Source organism: Azospirillum aestuarii (assembly GCF_016632405.1).
In the GTDB taxonomy this organism is placed as follows: Bacteria; Pseudomonadota; Alphaproteobacteria; order Azospirillales; family Azospirillaceae; genus Azospirillum; species Azospirillum aestuarii.
The window spans coordinates 168,811-186,921 of record NZ_JAEPIV010000003.1 but is presented as its reverse complement, the minus strand read 5'-3'; the positions used below and the strand labels follow the sequence as shown (position 1 = coordinate 186,921).

At 68.9% G+C, this 18,111-nt stretch carries 17 protein-coding genes; 9 read left to right on the top strand and 8 right to left on the bottom strand.

Annotation, left to right across the window (positions count from 1 at the left end; genetic code table 11):
* Positions 1–18 precede the first annotated feature (18 nt).
* The gene (locus tag JJL56_RS10215) at positions 19–1,419 is read right to left on the bottom strand and encodes an aspartate aminotransferase family protein (protein ID WP_200485068.1); all 1,401 of its coding nucleotides are present in this window, start codon (positions 1,417–1,419) and stop codon (positions 19–21) included.
* Positions 1,420–1,627: 208 nt separating this feature from the next.
* On the opposite strand from JJL56_RS10215, the gene JJL56_RS10210 reads away from it, so the two are divergent.
* Complete coding sequence (locus tag JJL56_RS10210) at positions 1,628–2,263, top strand: glutathione S-transferase family protein (RefSeq protein ID WP_200485067.1); 636 nt, start codon at positions 1,628–1,630, stop codon at positions 2,261–2,263.
* A 19-nt stretch (positions 2,264–2,282) separates the two neighbouring features.
* Here JJL56_RS10210 and JJL56_RS10205 read toward each other — a convergent pair whose 3' ends face one another.
* Positions 2,283–4,031 carry a putative bifunctional diguanylate cyclase/phosphodiesterase gene (locus JJL56_RS10205; RefSeq protein ID WP_145625327.1) on the bottom strand — a complete coding sequence of 583 codons (1,749 nt, stop codon included), beginning with the start codon at positions 4,029–4,031 and terminating at the stop codon, positions 2,283–2,285.
* A gap of 458 nt (positions 4,032–4,489) precedes the next feature.
* Between JJL56_RS10205 and JJL56_RS10200 the strand changes: the two genes are divergently transcribed.
* The 4 genes from JJL56_RS10200 to JJL56_RS10185 all read left to right on the top strand — a co-directional run bounded on the left by JJL56_RS10200 (position 4,490) and on the right by JJL56_RS10185 (position 7,081).
* On the top strand, positions 4,490–5,329 hold the full coding sequence (locus JJL56_RS10200) for a universal stress protein (protein WP_145625325.1): 840 nt from the start codon (positions 4,490–4,492) through the stop codon (positions 5,327–5,329).
* A 141-nt stretch (positions 5,330–5,470) separates the two neighbouring features.
* Positions 5,471–5,875, top strand: coding sequence for a hypothetical protein (locus tag JJL56_RS10195; protein ID WP_145625323.1), 405 nt, complete (start codon positions 5,471–5,473; stop codon positions 5,873–5,875).
* A gap of 161 nt (positions 5,876–6,036) precedes the next feature.
* On the top strand, positions 6,037–6,591 hold the full coding sequence (locus JJL56_RS10190; protein WP_247891007.1) for an outer membrane lipoprotein: 555 nt from the start codon (positions 6,037–6,039) through the stop codon (positions 6,589–6,591).
* Between the two features lie 121 nt (positions 6,592–6,712).
* Positions 6,713–7,081, top strand: a complete 369-nt coding sequence (locus JJL56_RS10185; RefSeq protein ID WP_345772563.1) for a hypothetical protein — start codon at positions 6,713–6,715, stop codon at positions 7,079–7,081.
* A 473-nt stretch (positions 7,082–7,554) separates the two neighbouring features.
* Here JJL56_RS10185 and JJL56_RS10180 read toward each other — a convergent pair whose 3' ends face one another.
* Positions 7,555–8,445, bottom strand: coding sequence for a LysR family transcriptional regulator (locus JJL56_RS10180; protein WP_145625596.1), 891 nt, complete (start codon positions 8,443–8,445; stop codon positions 7,555–7,557).
* A gap of 437 nt (positions 8,446–8,882) precedes the next feature.
* On the opposite strand from JJL56_RS10180, the gene JJL56_RS10175 reads away from it, so the two are divergent.
* Positions 8,883–9,128: a hypothetical protein gene (locus JJL56_RS10175; RefSeq protein ID WP_145625216.1), complete on the top strand. Its 246-nt coding sequence runs from the start codon at positions 8,883–8,885 to the stop codon at positions 9,126–9,128.
* A gap of 41 nt (positions 9,129–9,169) precedes the next feature.
* Here the strand turns inward: JJL56_RS10175 and JJL56_RS10170 are convergent, their stop codons facing one another.
* A complete protein-coding gene (locus JJL56_RS10170) occupies positions 9,170–10,609 on the bottom strand; it encodes a DHA2 family efflux MFS transporter permease subunit (RefSeq protein WP_200485066.1) in 1,440 nt (479 codons plus the stop codon).
* A gap of 94 nt (positions 10,610–10,703) precedes the next feature.
* Positions 10,704–11,483, bottom strand: coding sequence for an enoyl-CoA hydratase-related protein (locus tag JJL56_RS10165; protein WP_200485065.1), 780 nt, complete (start codon positions 11,481–11,483; stop codon positions 10,704–10,706).
* A 191-nt stretch (positions 11,484–11,674) separates the two neighbouring features.
* Between JJL56_RS10165 and JJL56_RS10160 the strand changes: the two genes are divergently transcribed.
* From JJL56_RS10160 to JJL56_RS10150, 3 genes are all read left to right on the top strand, one after another.
* Positions 11,675–13,336, top strand: coding sequence for a peptide ABC transporter substrate-binding protein (locus JJL56_RS10160; RefSeq protein ID WP_345772562.1), 1,662 nt, complete (start codon positions 11,675–11,677; stop codon positions 13,334–13,336).
* Positions 13,337–13,460: 124 nt separating this feature from the next.
* A complete protein-coding gene (locus JJL56_RS10155) occupies positions 13,461–14,426 on the top strand; it encodes an ABC transporter permease (RefSeq protein ID WP_094301804.1) in 966 nt (321 codons plus the stop codon).
* Complete coding sequence (locus JJL56_RS10150; RefSeq protein WP_145625208.1) at positions 14,423–15,316, top strand: ABC transporter permease; 894 nt, start codon at positions 14,423–14,425, stop codon at positions 15,314–15,316. The genes JJL56_RS10155 and JJL56_RS10150 overlap by 4 nt, the downstream gene beginning before the upstream one ends.
* Before the next feature lie 136 nt (positions 15,317–15,452).
* Here the strand turns inward: JJL56_RS10150 and JJL56_RS10145 are convergent, their stop codons facing one another.
* The 3 genes from JJL56_RS10145 to hemN form a co-directional block, all read right to left on the bottom strand.
* Complete coding sequence (locus tag JJL56_RS10145) at positions 15,453–15,917, bottom strand: protease complex subunit PrcB family protein (protein ID WP_145625206.1); 465 nt, start codon at positions 15,915–15,917, stop codon at positions 15,453–15,455.
* Positions 15,918–15,925: 8 nt separating this feature from the next.
* The gene (locus tag JJL56_RS10140) at positions 15,926–16,546 is read right to left on the bottom strand and encodes a glutathione S-transferase family protein (RefSeq protein ID WP_145625204.1); all 621 of its coding nucleotides are present in this window, start codon (positions 16,544–16,546) and stop codon (positions 15,926–15,928) included.
* Positions 16,547–16,702: 156 nt separating this feature from the next.
* Complete coding sequence (gene hemN / locus JJL56_RS10135; RefSeq protein WP_200485155.1) at positions 16,703–18,106, bottom strand: oxygen-independent coproporphyrinogen III oxidase; 1,404 nt, start codon at positions 18,104–18,106, stop codon at positions 16,703–16,705.
* Between the last annotated feature and the right edge of the window lie 5 nt (positions 18,107–18,111).

The window sequence follows — 18,111 nt, the reverse complement described above, 5'->3', positions numbered from 1 at the left end:
TCCTTGCGGAGCCCGGCGTTACCCGCGCAGGACGGGGATCGCGGCGTCCAGCGCCGTGGTCAGGCGGTCGAACATCAGGTTGATGTCCTCCTCGCCGATGACCAGCGGCGGGCAGACCGCCACGCTGTCGCCCATGGCGCGGATGATCAGGCCGTTCTCCTGGCTCAGACCGTTCACGACGGCACCCGCCCGGCCCACCGGATCGAAGGGGGTCTTGGTCTCCTTGTCGGCGACCAGTTCAAGGGCGCCGATCAGCCCGATGCCGCGCGCCTCGCCGACCAGCGGATGGTCGGCCAGGGCCTTCAGCCGGCGCTGGAACAGCGGCGTGACGGCGCGGACATGGCCGACCATGTCCCGCTCCTCGTAGATCTTCAGCGTCTCCACGGCGACCGCCGCCGCCACCGGATGGGCGGAGTAGGTGTAGCCGTGGCCGAAGGTGCCGATCGCCTTGCTCTCCTCGACGCAGGCCCGATAGACCGCGTCCGACACCATCACGGCGGAGATCGGCAGATAGCCGGAGGACAGCTGCTTGGCGCAGGTCAGGATGTCCGGCTGCATGCCCATGGTCTGGCTGCCCCAGAAATTGCCGGTGCGCCCGAAGCCGCAGATCACCTCGTCGGCGACCAGGAGGATGTCGTACTTCTTCAGGATCGGCTGGATCTTCGCGAAGTAGGTCGCGGGCGGCACGATGACGCCGCCGGCGCCCATCACCGGCTCCGCGAACATGGCGGCGATGGTCTCCGGCCCCTCGGCCAGGATCAGCGCCTCCAGGCTTTCCGCCAGACGGGTCGCGAACGCCTCCTCGCTCTCGCCCGGCTCGGCGAAGCGGTAGTGGTGCGGACAGTCGGCGTGATGGATGCGCGCGATGGGCAGGTCGAAGTCGCGGTGGTTGTTCACCAGGCCGGTCAGGCTGGCCGTCGCCACGGTGACGCCGTGATAGGCCTTCACGCGCGACAGGATCTTCTTCTTCTCCGGGCGGCCCAGCGCGTTGTTGTAGTACCAGACCAGCTTGACGGCGGTGTCGTTCGCCTCCGACCCGGAGTTGGCGAAGAACACCTTGGACATCGGCACCGGGGCCAGCTTGATCAGCCGCTCGGCCAGATCGATGCCCGGCTCGTGGCTCTTGTGGCCGAAGACATGGTAGGTCGGCAGCTTGCGCATCTGGCGGGTGGCGGCCTCCACAAGGCGCTCCTCGCCCCAGCCCAGCGACACGCACCACAGGCTGGCCAGACCCTCGATGTATTCCTTGCCGCTGTCGTCGAAGACGCGCACGCCCTCGCCGCGCTCGATGATCAGCGGACCTTGGGTTTCGTGCGCGTGCAGATTCGTGTAGGGGTGGAGGAAGTACGCCTTGTCGCGGCTGGCGGCGGAATTTCCAGCCCCGGAATTTCCGATCGCCGCGGTGCCTTGTTCGGTCATGTTCGCTATCCCTGTATTCGCTGCCGGAGTCGGTCGTTGCCGGTGCCCGTCCGCCGCTGTTGAAAATGTTAAACGGCGTCCCCGATCATAGGCATGGTTGGCCCTCCCGACAAAGCCGGAGAATCAGGGGGTGGGGCGGGCATTCCCGTCCTGCATGGCGCCCAGGCTCGTTGCACAAGCTCCGGAGTTTCGGAAGAGAAGGGGAAAGATGGTCACCTTGTATGGAATGCCGAGCAGCGCGTCGATGGCGCCGCACATCCTGCTGCGCGAGATCGGGCTGCCCTTCGAACTGGTCCTGCTGGACCGCGCCACCGCCGCGCACAAGGCGCCGGACTATCTGCGCCTGAACCCCAACGGACGGGTGCCGACTCTGGTGGACGGCGAACTGGTGCTGTTCGAATCGGCGGCGATCTGCCTGCATCTGGCCGACTCGCACCCTGCCGCCGGGCTGGCCCCCGCGCCCGGCACCGCGGAGCGCGCGGGTTTCTACCAGTGGCTGGTCTTCCTGACCAACACCGTCCAGGCCGACATGCTGGTCTATTTCTATCCCGAGCGTCATGCCGAGGGGGCGGAGGCGCAGGCCTCGGTCAAGGGCATGGCGGAGGCGCGGCTGCTGGAGCGCTTCACGCTTCTGGACCGCGAATTGGGGAGCAAGCCGTGGTTCCTGGGCGACCGCTACAGCGCCGTCGATCCCTACCTGTTCATGCTGGCCCGCTGGACCCGCTTCATGGGCACCCCGGCGCGCAGCCTGCCCAACCTCGGCCCCTACCTCGCCCGCGTGCTGGACCGTCCCGCGGTCAAGGCGGCGTTCGAGGCCGAAGGGCTCGGCGACCCTTATTATTGAGTGGACAAGGGGGTGCCGCTCAGCGCGGCACCTGCCAGGGGAGATGCTCCGCGCCGACCAGCCGGTCGGCGTCGGCGGCGGGCATCGGACGGGCGAAATGGTAGCCCTGGCCGTAGTCGCAGGCGAGCGCGCGCAGCAGATTGGCGTCGGCGCTCGTCTCGATGCCCTCGGCGATGACGTCGAAGCCGAGAAGCCGCGCCAGATCCATGATGATGCGGACGATGGCGCGGTTTTCCTCCGACTGGTGCATGGCCATGACGAAGGAGCGGTCCACCTTCAGGCTGTCGATGGGCAGCTTGTGCAGGTAGGACAGCGACGAATAGCCGGTGCCGAAATCGTCGATGGACATCTTGATGCCCAGCCCGCGCAGGGTCTGCAGCAGGCTGATCGACTGCTCGGCCTTCTCCATGACCGCGCTTTCGGTGATCTCCAGCTTGATCCAGGACGGCTCGGCTCCCGTCTCGCGCAGCACCTCGCGCACCAGCGAGACCATGTCGGGGTCGTTCAACTGGCGGGTCGACAGGTTGATGCTCATGAACAGGTTGGCGGAGCCGGGCAGGCGCTGGTCCTGCCACTCGGCGATCTGCCGGCACGCCTCGCGCAGCACCCAGGCGCCCAGCGTGACGATCAGACCGGTGCTCTCGGCGATCGGGATGAAGACGCCGGGGGGGATGTTGCCGCGCTCCGGATGGTTCCAACGCACCAGCGCCTCGAACCCGGCCAGCCCGCCGGTGACCATCTCGACGATCGGCTGGTAGGCGACCCACAGCTCCTCGCCCCGCTCCAGCGCGCGGCGCAGGTCATGCTCCAGCCGCACCTGCTCGACGACGCGGGCGTGCATGGCCGGATCGAACCAGGCGTGGCGCCCGCCGCCCTGCTCGCGGGCGCGGCCGGTGGCGATCTCCGCGTCGCGCAGCACGTCCTCCGGCCGGGTGTGGGTGTCGCAGGAGGCGGCGACGCCGATGCTGGCCGACAGGAAGACCGAGGCGCCCGACGCCGTCTTGGCGGAGCGGACCAGCGACGCGATGGTGGTCAGCCGCTCCTCCACCGCCAGCGGGTCCTGCGTGCCGCCGATCAGCAGCGCGAAGGCGTGGTCGCTGATGCGGGCGATCAGGTCCACGGACCCGGCCCGCACGCTCAGCCGCGTGGCGACGTCGGTCAGGATCTCGTTGGCGAAGCTCTGGCCCAGGCTGGTGCGCACATCGACGAAGCGGTCGAAATCCACGATGACCAGCGTGAAGGGCTCCCCCATGCCGTGGAAATCGGCCATGTGCTTGACCAGCAGGAGCCGGTTCGCCAGCCCGGTCACCGGGTCGTAGTAGGCCAGCCGGAAGAGGTCGTCCTGGGTGCGCCGCCGCTCCGTCATGTTCTGCATGATGACGAAATAACCGGCGATGGTGCCGTCCGGGCCGCGGTAGGGCGCGTGCACCCGCGTCACATAGTCGTTGCCGCCGCCGGACCGGGGAAGCCAGCCCTCCACCTGCACCGTCTCGCCGTCCAGCGCGCGTTCAACCGCGGCGCTGTTGTTGCGCTGGGTCTCCGGCCCGAGGATGTCGCCCACCGTGGTCCCGATGAGGGAGTCCAGCTTGCGGCCCATATAGTCCAGATACGCCTGGTTGGCGTAGAGATGCCGCCGCTGCGTGTCGAGCAGGCCGACCATCGCCGGCATGACGTCGAGAAGCTGCCGCAGGGTGTCGAGCGCCGGAGCCCCGGAAGCGGTGCCGGACAGGGCTGCGGCAAGGGAGGCGAGGTGAGGGTCCGGCTTCATGGGCGGGAATGGTCGAGACACCGTTGGGAAAACCACGGTCAACACTTACGCGAAAGAATGCCCGCACGTCAAAACCAAAGCCGCCGAAGACGGTGGATAGCATCGCCTTACTATAGTTGCCCGACGACAGAACCGACCTTCATACTCGGGTATTCATGCAAATCACGGTTGATGTTTCGATTGGCGATGATTGGTTTTGTGGCATCGGTGGCGTCTGGGGCCGGGGGCCGCGTGCCGTTCCGCGTCGGACCACGGCAGGTTGCCGGCGCCGTGAAAAGCCACGAATGGTCGAATCCCAGGCCGGCGGTCGGACCGGTCGGGCGCGCAGATGCGGCATGCCAGCGTTCTCCATTCTGACCATCGTCAGAGACAGCCATGCCGGGCTATAATTTCGACCAATGCGCGAGAAGAGGTGGTGCACAACGATCGCCCACCCGCGCGAGCGAGGGAGAATCGCCATGGCACTCAAGGATCTGCTGGTGGTCGTCGACGACACCGCCGCCGCTGCGGCGCGAATCGATGCCGCCGTCCAACTGGCCGCGCGCACCGACGGCCACATCACCGGCCTCTACCCCGTCGTTCCGCTGACCCTGCCCGGCTATGTCGAGGCCGAGCTGCCGGACGAGGTGCGCGCCATGCAGCGCGGCTTTACCGAGAACCAGACCGCCAGGGCGGAAGCCCTCTTCGCCGACGCGGTGCGCCGCAACGGCCTGACCGACCGTTCGGAATGGCGGGTCCTCTACGGCCACCCGACGGACAGCGCGGCGCTGCATGGGCGCTACGCCGACGTGGTGGTGATCGGACAGGCCGATCCGCACCGCGACCGCGACCGTCCGATCGTGTTGCCGCAGGATCTGGTGTTCGAATGCGGCCGTCCGCTTCTGGTCGTGCCCTATGCCGGCAGCTTCCCCCACATCGGGGAGCGCGTGCTGGTCGCCTGGAACGGCAGCCGCGAGGCGGCCCGCGCGGTGGCCGACGCGATGCCCATCCTGACCGCCGCCAAGCGCGTGGTGGTGATGGCCGTCAATCCCAAGATCGGCCCCGCCGGCATCGGCGACGAGCCGGGCGCCGACATCGCCAAGCACCTGTCGCGCCACGGCTGCCGGGTGGAGGCCACCCACATCGTGACCGACCAGATCGATCCGGGCGACACGCTGCTGAACACGGTCGCCGACGAATCCTGCGATCTGCTGGTCATGGGCGCCTATGGCCGGTCGCGGCTGCGCGAACAGGTGCTGGGGGGCATGACCCGCTACATGCTGGAGCATATGACGGTTCCGGTCCTGATGAGCCATTGAGGGTCGTCCGGCCGTCCGGTCGGTGACTCGTCCTGAAGCAATCTGGCCGGGAATAGTCCGGCGTTGCCGCCTGTTCATCCCAGTGTGGCGGTGCCGGACCTTGGTCGACGGGCGCCGCCGGACCTGCGAAGGAAGGCCGGCATGAGCGCGCTGATTTCCACGTTTCTCCACCGCATTCGTCCTCAGGGCATGGCCGCAGCCTTCCGTCCGGCGGCCCGCATGGCGGTTCTGGGCATCGCCGGGGTGCTGGCGCTGGCCGTTCTTCCAACGGCGGCGGAGGCGCATGGCCCGCGTGACCGTGGCTCCTGGTATGGCGGTTCTCCGTATGGCGGTCCTTCGGTGATCGTGCCGCCGCCGGGAAGCCGGGTGATCGTCGTGCCCGGCTACCGCCCGCCGCCGCCCATCGTGGTCGCGCCGCCCCCTTACTGGGGGCCGCCGCCCCGCCATCATCACCGCCGCGCCTGGCGCAACGATTGGGGGCCGCGTCCCTATCCGGGGCCGAGCGTTCAGTTCTATGGCGGCTGGTCGTCAGGCCGGGGCTGGTGACGGGCCGGTCCGCTTCAAGGTGGTCTGTTTGAAGGGAATGGGTGTCGCGGGAACGGCGCCGCAATGGCGTATTCTCGCATGGACATCGACCCGCTCCCCGGCCATGCTCGCCTCGGTGGCGCCCGGTTCGGGGTGCCGCGCTGCGCGTGCATGAGGGTGCGATGTCTTTCCTGAATCAAGAAACGAAACACCGGCGGTCGACGAAGCGCGGCTTGGCCGCGGCGATGCTGGGCGTGGCGGCCCTGTTGCTTGGCGCCTGCGCCAGCCAAAGCCAGAACCGCTACAGCTACCGCGACGTCGGCCACGCGACCTCGGTCGAGTTCGGCACCGTGATGGCGACCCGTCCGGTGGACATCCAGGGACAGAACACAGGAGCCGGCGGGCTGGTCGGTGGGGCTGCCGGCGGGTTGGCGCTGTCCAACGTCGGCAAGGGCTCCGGCAACGTGGCGGCGATCCTGGGCGGTGCCCTGGTGGGCGCTGTGGCCGGCGCCGTGGCGGAGCAGGCGATCTCGGACCGCACCGGGATCGAGTATGTGGTGACGCTGGCCACCGGCCGCACGATCACCATCGTTCAGGAGCAGGCGGCCAACGAGCCGGTCTTCGGCCCTGGCCAGCGCGTGATGGTGCAGACGAACGGCACCTACCAGCGCGTCCTGTCCGCCGACCATCTGCCGATCGAAACGAGCCGCCCCAAGGGCATCAAAGTGGTCGATTGAGGCGGATCGGCCGTAGGCTGAGGCCTTGGCACATGACATCCTCTTGCCTGTTGACCCGAGGGAACGAAGGAACGGCGTGCGGGAGGATGGTCCGATGACGGGCGGAACAGTCAGGAAGTCAGTGTCTCTCCGCACGGTCCTACGGGGTGGAGCCATCGCGTCGACGGCCCTCGTGGCCGCCTGTGCCGGGCTGAGCCCGCCGCCGCAGGCCGCTCCCGAACCCGGTGCGGTGAGCGCCTTGGACCGGCTGAGCCCGAACCGCTGCAACGGGGCTGTCGCCTCATCCCTCGCCGGGGTGCGGATACCGGTGTCTGACATCCGCTATCTCGCCTATGGGCTGTATCGCAACATTCCGGGGGACATCGTCGGCTACGATGCGTGGGTGGGCTTGAACAGCCAGCCCGGAGCGGTCGTGGTGCAACTCGATGAATATTGCGCGCCGCGCCAGATCTACGCGCGCGAGGGCGCCCGGCTTCCCGACGCCCTATGAAGCGGCGGCCGCTCTCATCCGGACCGTCCGTGCCATCCCGACAAAAAAACTGCCGCTAACCCATTGGGCTAGCGGCGAGTTGAACAGGGAGGCTTCACGTCTGGGAGACGCTGGGTCCGAGGACCCAACCCCGGAAGCGGGCTTCCGGGACGAAACGCCGGATGCTGCGGCGCAACATCCAACGCCCAAGATTTGACCATTCTGCCCAAAGGATTCCATCCCCAAATATCCAATTCGGCCATGCGAGAACCGCATAGCTTGTAAGGGCTTGAAGAAGCGCGAAAAATTGGCGTGCGGGGGCGTATGGTGCTGAAGGGTGGGGGGTTCGGTGCGAGAAACGGCAACCGGATTGCAAAGCTAAGGGGCAGATTTCGGTACAATTTGTACAAAAAGAAAGGCGCCCGGCATGAATTGGCGGGCGCCTGTGCATACAAAGCAGGCAAATCGGTTGTCTGCACAAAGGCTGGGCCGAATCAGAAGGCCGACTCCGCCACCTTCTTCACCAGGAAGTCACGGAACACCGCGATGCGCTTGGAATGGCGCAGCTCCTCGGCGTAGACGAAGTAGGCGTCGACCTTTGGGCCGTCCACGTCCGGCAGGACGCGCGTCAGCTCCTTGCTGCCGTCCACCAGGAAGTCGGGCAGGGCGGCGATGCCCAGGCCGCTCTCCACGGCGCGGTACATGGCGTAGATGCTGTTGACCTGCAGGATCGGCTTGCGCGCACCCGGAGCCGGGTCGCCCACCTCGTTGATCCAGTTGACGTTGGCGATGGGCGCACGGACGTCCGGCGGGTAGGCGACGATGTCGTGCCCGTCCAGATCGGCGGGGATCTTCGGGGCGCCGCGCTTCTTCAGATAGTCCTGGTGGGCGTAGAGGTGGAAATGCACCGACATCAGGTGACGCTGGATCAGGTCGGGCTGGCGCGGCGTGTTCATGCGGATGGCGATGTCCGCCTCGCGCATCGCCAGATCCAGCTCGTTGTCGTCGATCAGCAGGGTGAGCTGGATGTCGGGATAGATCGACAGGAACTCGTTGACGCGCGGGGTCAGCCAGGTCGAGCCGAAGGCGACCGTGGTGGTCACGCGCAGCGGTCCCTTCGGATGCTCCCGGCTTTCGGTCAGCATCGCCTCGGTCATCGACAGCTTGGCGAAGACGTCGCGGGCGGTGCGGTGCAGAAGCTCGCCCTGCTCGGTCAGGATCAGGCCGCGCGCGTGCCGGTGAAACAGCGGCACGCCCAGGCTCTCCTCCAGCGCGCTGATCTGGCGGCTGACCGCCGACTGGCTGAGATTCAGCGTCTCGCCGGCGTGCGTGAAACTTCCAGCCTCGGCCACGGCGTGGAAGACCCGAAGCTTGTCCCAGTCCATCATGCCTGTCTTGCTGCCCGCGCCCTGGCGGGGAGCCTCCCGTTCATTCTTGAAGACGGCGCATAGCCGCCATGCTCATTTATACCGGGAACGCGCGGCGAACGCACCCCCAACCAAAGGCTCACCGCACGAAAAAGAGCCAAGCTTGGTAAGAATTTTCCGTTGTGCTGCGAAGAGCGCACATTTGTTTATCCCGCATTGTGGGATTTTTGCCGTTCGCGCAACCGAAGGACGACTTCCCCGCACTGGATTTGCCCGGAGGACAATCGAGGCCCGGCGCGGGACCGGGAGACTCGGACCGGGAGACTCGGGCCGGCAGACCCTGAAAAGACGCATCCCCCTTGTTGCGGCGGGGCTTCCACCCTTGCGCCGTTGCGCGGGCCGGGAGACGGGTCGCTAATCAGGTGTGACGCGGACTTGGGAAGGAGGGATTCCGAATGCCCGATCAGCTTCAGCCAGCGCTCACCCGCGATCAGGTGATCGACATCTGTGGGCGCCTGGACGACATGCGCATCGCCAGCATCATCGGCACCGGCGCCAGCCCTGCCGAACTGATGGAGGCCAACAGCTGGACCGGCGCCGACGATTACATGGGGGAGGCGACCCAGCATCCTCCCTCGGGCCGGGTCGCCCGGCTCGTGGAGCTTCTCAAGGCCGACGAGCCGGACTGGGAGGACCGCTGATCCGGCCGTATTTGATCCGGCTGGGCTGATCCGGCTGCGGTTCAGTCGGCCGCTTCGAGCGCGCGCGGCGGTTCCTTGGCCCGCGCGCGGGCGCGGTGGCCGCTGATCTCCGAACCGGCGTCGGGCGACAGCCGCAGGAAGAACAGGGCGGAGACGCAGGCCATTCCCCCGACCGTCAGGAAGGCCGGCACGAAGTCGGTGGGCGTCAGAGGCGCACCGGGGCCGCTGGTGACGCTCTGCGTCAGGTGCAGCACCGTCGCCCCGACCGCCACGCCCAGGCTGAGCGAGACCTGCTGCATCACGCTGGCCAGCGTATTGGCGCGGCTCAGCCGCTCCTTGGGCACCTCGGCGTAGGCCAGGCTGTTCAGCCCGGTGAACTGCAGCGAGCGGAAGAAGCCGCCCATCAGCAGCGCGCCCAGGATGACCCAATGCGCCGTCTCGGGCCGGAAGGCGGCGTAGCTCGCCAGGATCAGGCCGCTGAGCAGCGCGTTGGCGGTCAGCACCCGGCGGAAGCCCAGCCGGCGCAGGATGGGACCGGCCAGCGCCTTCATGGTCAGCGCCCCGGCGGCCCCGGCGAAGGTCAGCGCCCCGGATTCGAAGGGCGTGCGCCCGAAGCCGACCTGGAGCATCAGCGGCATCAGGAAGGGCACGGCGCCGATGCCGATGCGGAACAGCGTGCCGCCCATGACCGAGGCGAAATAGGTGGGCAGCCGCAGCAGCGAGGGGTCGAGCACCGGCCGCTCCATCCCGCGGGCGTGGCGCAGGTAGAACCACGCGGTGGCGAAGCCCAGCCCCAGCACCCCGGCGACCGCGGCGGGCGGCAGCACCCCGCGCCCCACATTCTCCAGCCCGAACATCAGCGCGGCCAGGGCCAGCGCGCTCAGCGCGAAGCCGCGGCTGTCGAAGGGGTCGCGCTCGGTCTCCCGCACGTTGGGGATCAGGGTCAGCACCAGCGCGATCCCGATCAGCCCGATCGGCACGTTGATGTAGAAGATCCAGCGCCAGGAGGCGTAGGTGGCGATGAAGCCGCCGACCAGCGGTCCCAGCGCCGGGCCGATCAGCGCCGGCAGGGTCATCTGGGCCATGGCGGCGACCAGCTTCTCCTTGGGCACCGTCTTCAGCAGGATCAGCCGCCCCACCGGCACCATCATCGCCCCGCCCAGCCCCTGGACGATGCGCGCGCCCACCAGCTCGTACAGCCCGTCCGCCTGACCGCAGAGGATCGAGCCGACGGTGAACACCCCGATGGCCGCCGCGAAAACCGTCCGCGTGCCGTAGCGGTCGGCCATCCAGCCGCTGACCGGCAGGAACACCGCCAGCGCCAGCATGTAGGAGGTCATGGCGAGGCTGAGGCGCAGCGGGTCCTCGCCCATCGACCGCGCGATCTCCGGCAGCGCCGTGGCGATCACCGTCGCGTCCAGATTCTCCATGAACAGGGCACAGGCGATGATGAAGGGAATGCAGCGGGTGGCGCGGGGCATGGCGGGGGCGATGGGATGGGGGCGACGTTCCCAATCTGGACTGACACCGTCCGGAAACCACCGCTATGGCGCGAACCCTGGCATGCGCGGGCGCTCACCGCCCCTTGAACACCGGCTTGCGTTTCTCCAGGAACGCCCGGTAGCCCTCGCGGAAGTCCTCCGTGCCGAAGCAATGGTAGCATTCGGCGATCTCCGCCTCCGACAGCGGGGCGGGGTCGGACAGGCGGCGGACGAACTGCTTGTGCAGGCGGGCGGCCAGCGGGGCGCCCCCGGCGATGCGCCCGCAGGTCGCGGCGATCTCGGCCTCGAACGCCTCGTCAGCGACGATGCGATGGACCAGCCGCTTGTCCTTGGCCTCCTCGGCGCCGAAGACGCGGCCTTCCAGCAGGATTTCCAGTGCCGCCGGGCCGCCCGCGATGTCGTGGAGCAGCTTCAGCTCGGGCAGCGCCATGGAGATGCCGAGCCGGCTGACCGGCACGCCGAAGCGGCTCCCCGCGGTGCAGACCCGTAGGTCGCAGGCCAGCGCCACGGCCAGACCGATGCCGCAGCAGGCGCCCTGGATGGCCGCCAGCGTCGGGTGCGGCAGGTCGCGCAGCAGGGTCAGCCCCTCGTCCATCAGCACGCCGTAGTCGGCGCCCTGTTCGGGGCTGTTGCGCTCCGTCTCGAATTCGGAGATGTCGGCGCCGGGGCTGAAGGCCCGCCCGCCGGCCCCGCGCAGCACCACCGCGCGCACCGTCTCGTCGGCGCCGAGTTGGCGCAGCAGCGGGATCAGTGCCTGCCACATCGGCTTGTCGAAGGCGTTCAGCTTGTCGGGGTTGCTGAGCGTCAGCGTGGCGACGACGCCGTCGCGGGTCAGGGTCATGGTGCCGGCCATCGCGTGTCGGGCTCCCCATCCATTCGGTTGCGTATGGGGCGAACCACAAACACCCGCCGCCCCGTTCCGTCAAGCGCTTCCCTTGGGGCTTCGCAAAGCCCGCTTCCACTCTGGACCGCGGGGCCACGGGTCCCCATAGTTCGTAGCCGGGACTTCACCGGACGGGAGATGACGCCGCGATGCGAACGGGATTGGCCGCTTTCACCCTGGCCGCCGCTCTGGCCGCCGCCCCGATGGGCACGCCCGCCTTCGCGGCGAAGGACGAGCTGGTGATCGGCATGACCCAGTTCCCGTCCAACTGGCACCCCTCCATGGAAGCGATGATGGCCAAGAGCTACGTCCTGTCCATGGCGCGCCGGCCCTTCACCGCCTACGACCCCGACTGGCGGCTGACCTGCCTGCTCTGCACCGAACTGCCGGCGCTGGACAAGGGCACCGCGGAGTACGAGACGCGGGCCGACGGCAAGAAGGGCATCAAGGTCACCTACACCATCAACCCCAAGGCGACCTGGGGCGACGGCTCGCCGGTGACGACCGAGGACGTGCTGTTCACCTGGACGGTCGGCAAGCACCCGCAGAGCGGCTACAGCAACTTCGACCTGTTCGCGCGCGACATCGTGGCGATCGATGCGAAGGACGAGCGCACCTTCACCATCCATCGCGACAAGGCGGTGTGCAGCTACGCCGAGATCAACGACTTCGAGATCCTGCCCGCCCATCTGGAGCGCGCGGTGTTCGAGGCGGACCCGGCGACCTACCGCAACCGCTCCAAATACGAGACCGACACGACGAACCCTGGCCTATGGTTCGGCCCCTACCGCATCGCCCAGGTCGAGCCGGGCAGCCATGTGGTGCTGGAGCCGAACCCGACCTGGTGGGGGGCGAAGCCGGCCTTCAAGCGGGTGATCGTGAAGTCCATCGAGAACACCGCCGCGCTGGAGGCCAACCTGCTGGCCGGGCAGGTCGACATGGTGCCGGGGGAGACCGGCCTGCCGCTCGATCAGGTGCTCGCCTTCGAGAAGCGGCACGGCAGCCGCTACAACGTTTTCTATAAGCCCGGCCTGTTCTTCGAGCATGTCGAACTGAACCTCGACAACCCGGCGCTGGCCGACTTGCGGGTGCGCCGGGCGCTGCTGCACGCCATCGACCGCGAGGCGATCTCCAAGCAGCTCTACGACGGGCGCCAGCCGGTCGCCCACAACGAGATCAGCCCGCTCGACCGCGTGCACGCGCCGGGCTACCCGACCTACGCCTTCGACCCGGCGCTGGCCGGCCGGCTGCTGGACGAGGCGGGCTGGAGCGAGCGGCGCGCCGGGGTGCGCCACAACGCCAAGGGGGAGCGGCTGGCGCTGGAGATCATGACGACCGCCGGCAACCGCTCCCGCGAGGTGTTGCAGCAGGTGCTCCAGGCGCAGTGGCGGCAGGCCGGGGTGGAGGTGCGCATCATCAACGAGCCGGCCCGCGTCCTGTTCGGCGACACGCTGGAGAAGCGCCGTTTCAAGTCGATGGCGCTGTTCGCCTGGATCAGCGCGCCTGAGAACATCCCGCGCACCATCCTGCATTCCAGCATGATCCCGACGGAGGCCAACAACTGGGCCGGGCAGAACTACACCGGCTACCGGAACCCGGAGATGGACCGGGTTCTGGAAGACCTGGAGCATGTCTGCGAGCCGGAGGCCAACCGCGCGCTGTGGGCAAAGCTGCAGACGCTCTACGCCCAGGACCTGCCGAACCTGCCGCTGTTCTTCCGCGCCGATCCGTTCATCCTGCCGCCCTGGCTGGAGGGGGTGGTGCCGACCGGGCATCTCGATTCCAGCACGCTGTGGATCGAGACGTGGAAGGCGAAGGAGTGAGGGGGTCGCGTCGGGCCCCCACCCTAACCCTCCCCCGCTGCGCAGGGGAGGGAATGGCTCCTCCCCCTGCGCAGCGGGGGGAGGTCGGGAGGGGGGCTCTGCTCAGCAACGCCCCCAACACTCCATGACCCGCTTCCTCGCCTCCCGGCTGCTCCAGGCGCTGGTCGTCCTGCTGCTGATGAGCTTCGTCATCACGGTGCTGATGACGCTGATGCCGGGCGATCCGGTGGACATGATGCTGGCCGGCAATCCGCGCGCCACGCCCGCCGACGCGGCGCGGCTGAAGGCGCTCTACGGCCTCGACAAGCCGTTGCTGGAACGCTACGGACACTGGCTCCAGGCGGCGCTGGTGGGGGATTTCGGCTTCTCCCGGCTCTACGCGCAGCCGGTGCTGACGATCCTGCTGCCGCGGCTGGGCAACACGCTGCTGCTGCTCGGGGCGGCGATGGCGCTGACCCTGGCGGTGGCGCTGCCGCTCGGCGTCTACGCGGCGCGGCGGCCCTATGGCTGGGCGGACAACGCCATCAACCTGTTCTGCTTCGCCGGCATCTCGGTCCCGGCCTTCTGGCTGGCGCTGCTGCTGATCCTGCTCTTCGCGGTGGAACTGCAATGGCTGCCCGCCTCCGGCCTCGGCCCGGTCGGCGGGGAGGGCTGGTGGGAGCGGCTGCCCTATCTCGTGCTGCCGGTGGCTTCGCTGACTCTGGCGAGCATCGGCGGCTACACGCGCTACGTCCGCGCCGCGATGATGGGGGAGCTTCGCCAGGATTACGTCCGCACCGCCCGCGCCAAGGGGCTGGGGGAGGGGCGGGTGGTCTGGCGCCACGCGCTGCGCAACGCGACCATCCCCATCGTGACCATCGTGGCGTTGGAGTTCGGCGCCCTCTTCTCCGGCGCGCTGGTGACCGAGACGATGTTCGCCTGGCCGGGCATGGGCAAGCTGATCTACGACAGCATCATGGGCAACGACCTGAACGTGGCGCTGGTGGCGCTGCTGTTCGCCACGCTGACGACGCTGGCCGGCAACCTGCTGGCCGACGCCGCCTACGCCGGGCTGGACCCGCGCATCTCCTTCAAGGGGGACGGGGCGTGAGGACCGGGCGCTTCCTGCGGCGCTTCGCCCGCCACCGGCTGGCGGTGGTCAGCGCCCTTCTGCTGCTCGTCCTGGCCGTCGCCGCGGCGGCCGCACCCTGGGTGGAACACTGGCTGGGGGTGGAGGCGACGGGCATCAGCCTGCTCGACCGCTTCGGCCCGCCCTCGGCCCTGCACCCGCTGGGCACGGACGAGCTGGGGCGCGACGTGCTGGTGCGGCTGCTCTACGGCGGGCGGGTGTCGCTGTTCGTGGGCGTGGCGGCGGCGCTGGCCTCCGCCGTCATCGGCACGGGGATCGGGCTGCTGGCCGGTTATTTCGGCGGGAGGCTCGACGATCTGCTGATGCGCGTCACCGACGGGCTGATCGCCCTGCCGCTGTTGCCGCTGCTGATCGTGCTGGGCGCCATCGACCTGACGCGGCTGGGCATCCCGCCGGAGGTGGCGGGGGCGGAGGATGCCAGCCTGCTGCGCATCGTCGTGCTGGTGGCTCTGTTCGGCTGGACGACGGTGGCGCGTCTGGTGCGCGGAGCCACCCTGTCGGCGCGGCGGCGCGATTATGTGCGGGCGGCGGTGGCGATGGGGGCGGGCAGCCGCCGCATCATGCTGGCCCACATCCTGCCGAACGTCGCCGCCCCCGCCGTGGTGGCGACGACGCTGACGGTCGGCAACGTGATCCTGCTGGAGTCGGTGCTGAGCTTCCTGGGTCTCGGCATCCAGCCGCCGCTGCCGTCCTGGGGCAACATGCTGACCAACGCGCAGGAGCTGGTGGGCACGGCGCCCCTGCTGGCGGTGTGGCCGGGGCTGTTGATCTTCCTGACGGTGATCGCCGTCAACCTGCTGGGCGACGGGCTGCAGGACGCGCTGGACCCGCGGGTGGTGGGGAAGCGGTAGGGGAGCGGGGTCTTGCCCCCACCCTAACCCTCCCCCCGCTGTCGCAGGGGAGGGAACAAACTCCCTCTCCTGCGACAGCGGGGGAGGGAAGGGGCCTGCGGTGCAAGCCGTGGGAAGGGTGGGGGCAACCGCCCCCTCACTTCTCCCTTTGAAACTTCGCCGCCCCCGCCGCCATCGGGATCAACCGCACCGCGTAAGGGCTGGTCTGCATCTGCGCCACCGCCTGGGCCGGACCCGGAACGCGCTCGCGGTAGCCGACGACCACATCGCCGCCGGACGCCTGCGCGCTGACGATGGACACGCCGTAACCGCCGGTGTCGCGCGGGCCGAGGAACACCGCCGCGGCCATGCGGTCGCCGGGCAGGGGACCCGGCGCCGCCTCGCCGACGCGGGCCCAGAGATCGTTCCACTCCTGCGGGTTGCGGGCGACGACATAGGCGCGCTCGTAGGCCTGGCTGCGGTCGCCCTGCCAATAGGTGCCGGGATCGGCGTCGGCGGGGAGCAGGGACTGCGGCTCCGCCCCATCCGGGGCGGTCTGGCAGGCGCCCAGCAGGGGGAGCGTGGCGAAGGCGAGAAGGATGGCGGCGGTGGGCCGGAGCATGCGGCGGCTCACTCCGGCACCGCCATGCCGCGCTTGACCGCCGGGCGCTCCGCGACCGCGTCGTGCCAGCGCTTCAGGTTGGGGTAGCGGTCCAGCACGTTGCCCTCCGCCTTGGCGGCCACGGCCACGAAGGGGAAGCAGGCGATGTCGGCGATGGAGTAGGTGCCGCCGGCCAGATACTCCGACCCGCCCAAACGCTCCTCCATTGCGGCGTGGATGCGCTGCAGCTCGCCTTTGAAATAGTCGATGGCGTAGGGGATCTTCTCCGGCGCCATGACGGCGAAGCGGAACTTGCTCAGCCCCGAGGGGCCGAGGTCGCTGACGCCCAGCATCAGCCAGCTCATCGCCTCCGCCCGCTCGTCCTCGTCATCGGGCAGCAGGCGGCCGGTGCGCTCCGCGTAATGCAGCAGAATGGCCCCCGAGCCGAACAGGCGGCGCTTCCGGCCGCCGGGCAGATCCTCGACGACGGCCGGGATCTTGCCGATCGGGCTGACCGCCAGATAGTCGGGCTGACGGCCTTCGCCGGCCACAAGGTCGACCTTGTGGACCTTGTAGGTCAGACCCAGCTCTTCCAGCAGGATCGAAGCCTTTTGCCCGTTCGGCGAGGCGAAGGTGTAGAGCGTGATCATCGGTGCCCGTCCCTGGAGCCTGTCCCTTTGCCATGTCCGCAAAGGCGTTCAACAGGCGCCAGTTTCGCCGATTTGCGCACGGAAGGCCAGAGGCAGGCAAAAAGCGCCTTTTTGCCTGCCGATCACAGTCTTTGGCCGATCATATGGGCTCCGTCCTCACACCGCGCGGCTGTGCTTCCCGGCGCCGGTGGACAGGTAGGTGTCGAAGCGCGCGGCGACGATGCGCATCAGCGGGCGGGCGGGTTCCGGCACATGGACGTGGCGGCCCTCCACCACGGCGACCCCGTCGGCCACCAGATCGGCCATGGCCTCCAGGTCGGCGTCGAAGGCACCGGCGGCCAGCCCGTGGGCCACGGCCACCGCGCCGACGTCCACCGACAGGTCGCACATCAGCCGGACGATCAGATCGCGGCGCAGCCGGTCGTCGGCGGTCAGCGTCAGCCCCTTGCCGGTCGGGAACCGTCCGGCCTCGACGGCCTGGGCGTACTGGTCGAAGGGAACGGCGTTCTGCACGTAACCCTGCGGCAGCGCCCCGATGGAGGACGCGCCGAAGCCCAGCAGCACCTCCGCGTCGTCGGTCGTGTAGCCCTGGAAGTTGCGGCTGAGCCGCCCCTCGGCCTGCTGGATGGCCAGCTCGTCGTCGGGCTTGGCGAAGTGGTCGAGCCCGATGGGCTGGAAACCTGCGTCGGTCAGCACCCCGGCGATGGACGCGAACTGCTCCCACCGGCCCAGCGTGCCGGCGAGCGCCGACTCGTCGATCTTCTTCTGGTGGGACTTCATCCATGGCACATGGGCGTAGCCGAAGACCGACAGCCGGTCCGGCGCCATGGTCAGGGCGATTTCGGCGGAGCGGGCGACGCTCTCCACCGACTGGCCGGGCAGGCCGTACATCAGGTCGAGGTTGATGTGGCGGATGCCGTTGGCGCGCAGCCACTCCAGCGTCTGCTCGGTCTGCTCCCGCGGCTGGATGCGGTTGATGGCCGCCTGCACCCCGGCGTCGAAGTCCTGCACGCCCAGCGAGGCGCGGTTGACCCCGGCGCGGCCCAGCGCCTCGGCCATCTCGCGGGTCAGGGTGCGCGGGTCGATCTCCACCGCGATCTCCGCGTCCGCTGTCACGTCGTAGCGCTCGCGCAGCAGGGCGATCAGCGATTCGAAGTCGTCCGGCGCCATCATGGTCGGGGTGCCGCCGCCGAAATGGATGTGCCGCACCCGCAGCCGTCCGGAAATGCGGTCGGCGACCATGCCGATCTCGCGGCGCAGATGGCCGAGATACTCGGCGATGGGGGCGTAGCGGGCGACGATCTTGGTGTGGCAGCCGCAGTACCAGCACATCTTCGCGCAGAAGGGCACGTGGAGGTACAGGGACCCCGTGTGGGCCGCCGTGTCCAGCTCCGCCAGCCAGTCCGCGTAGCGCTCCGCCCCCACGGCGGCGGTGAAGTGCGGCGCCGTCGGGTAGCTGGTGTAGCGGGGCACCCGCAGCCCGTCGTACTTGGCGAGCAGAGCGGCGTTCAGCGGGGCGGTCGGGGCGGTGGCGCAGGCCACGGGGGAGATCGCGTTCATGGCGG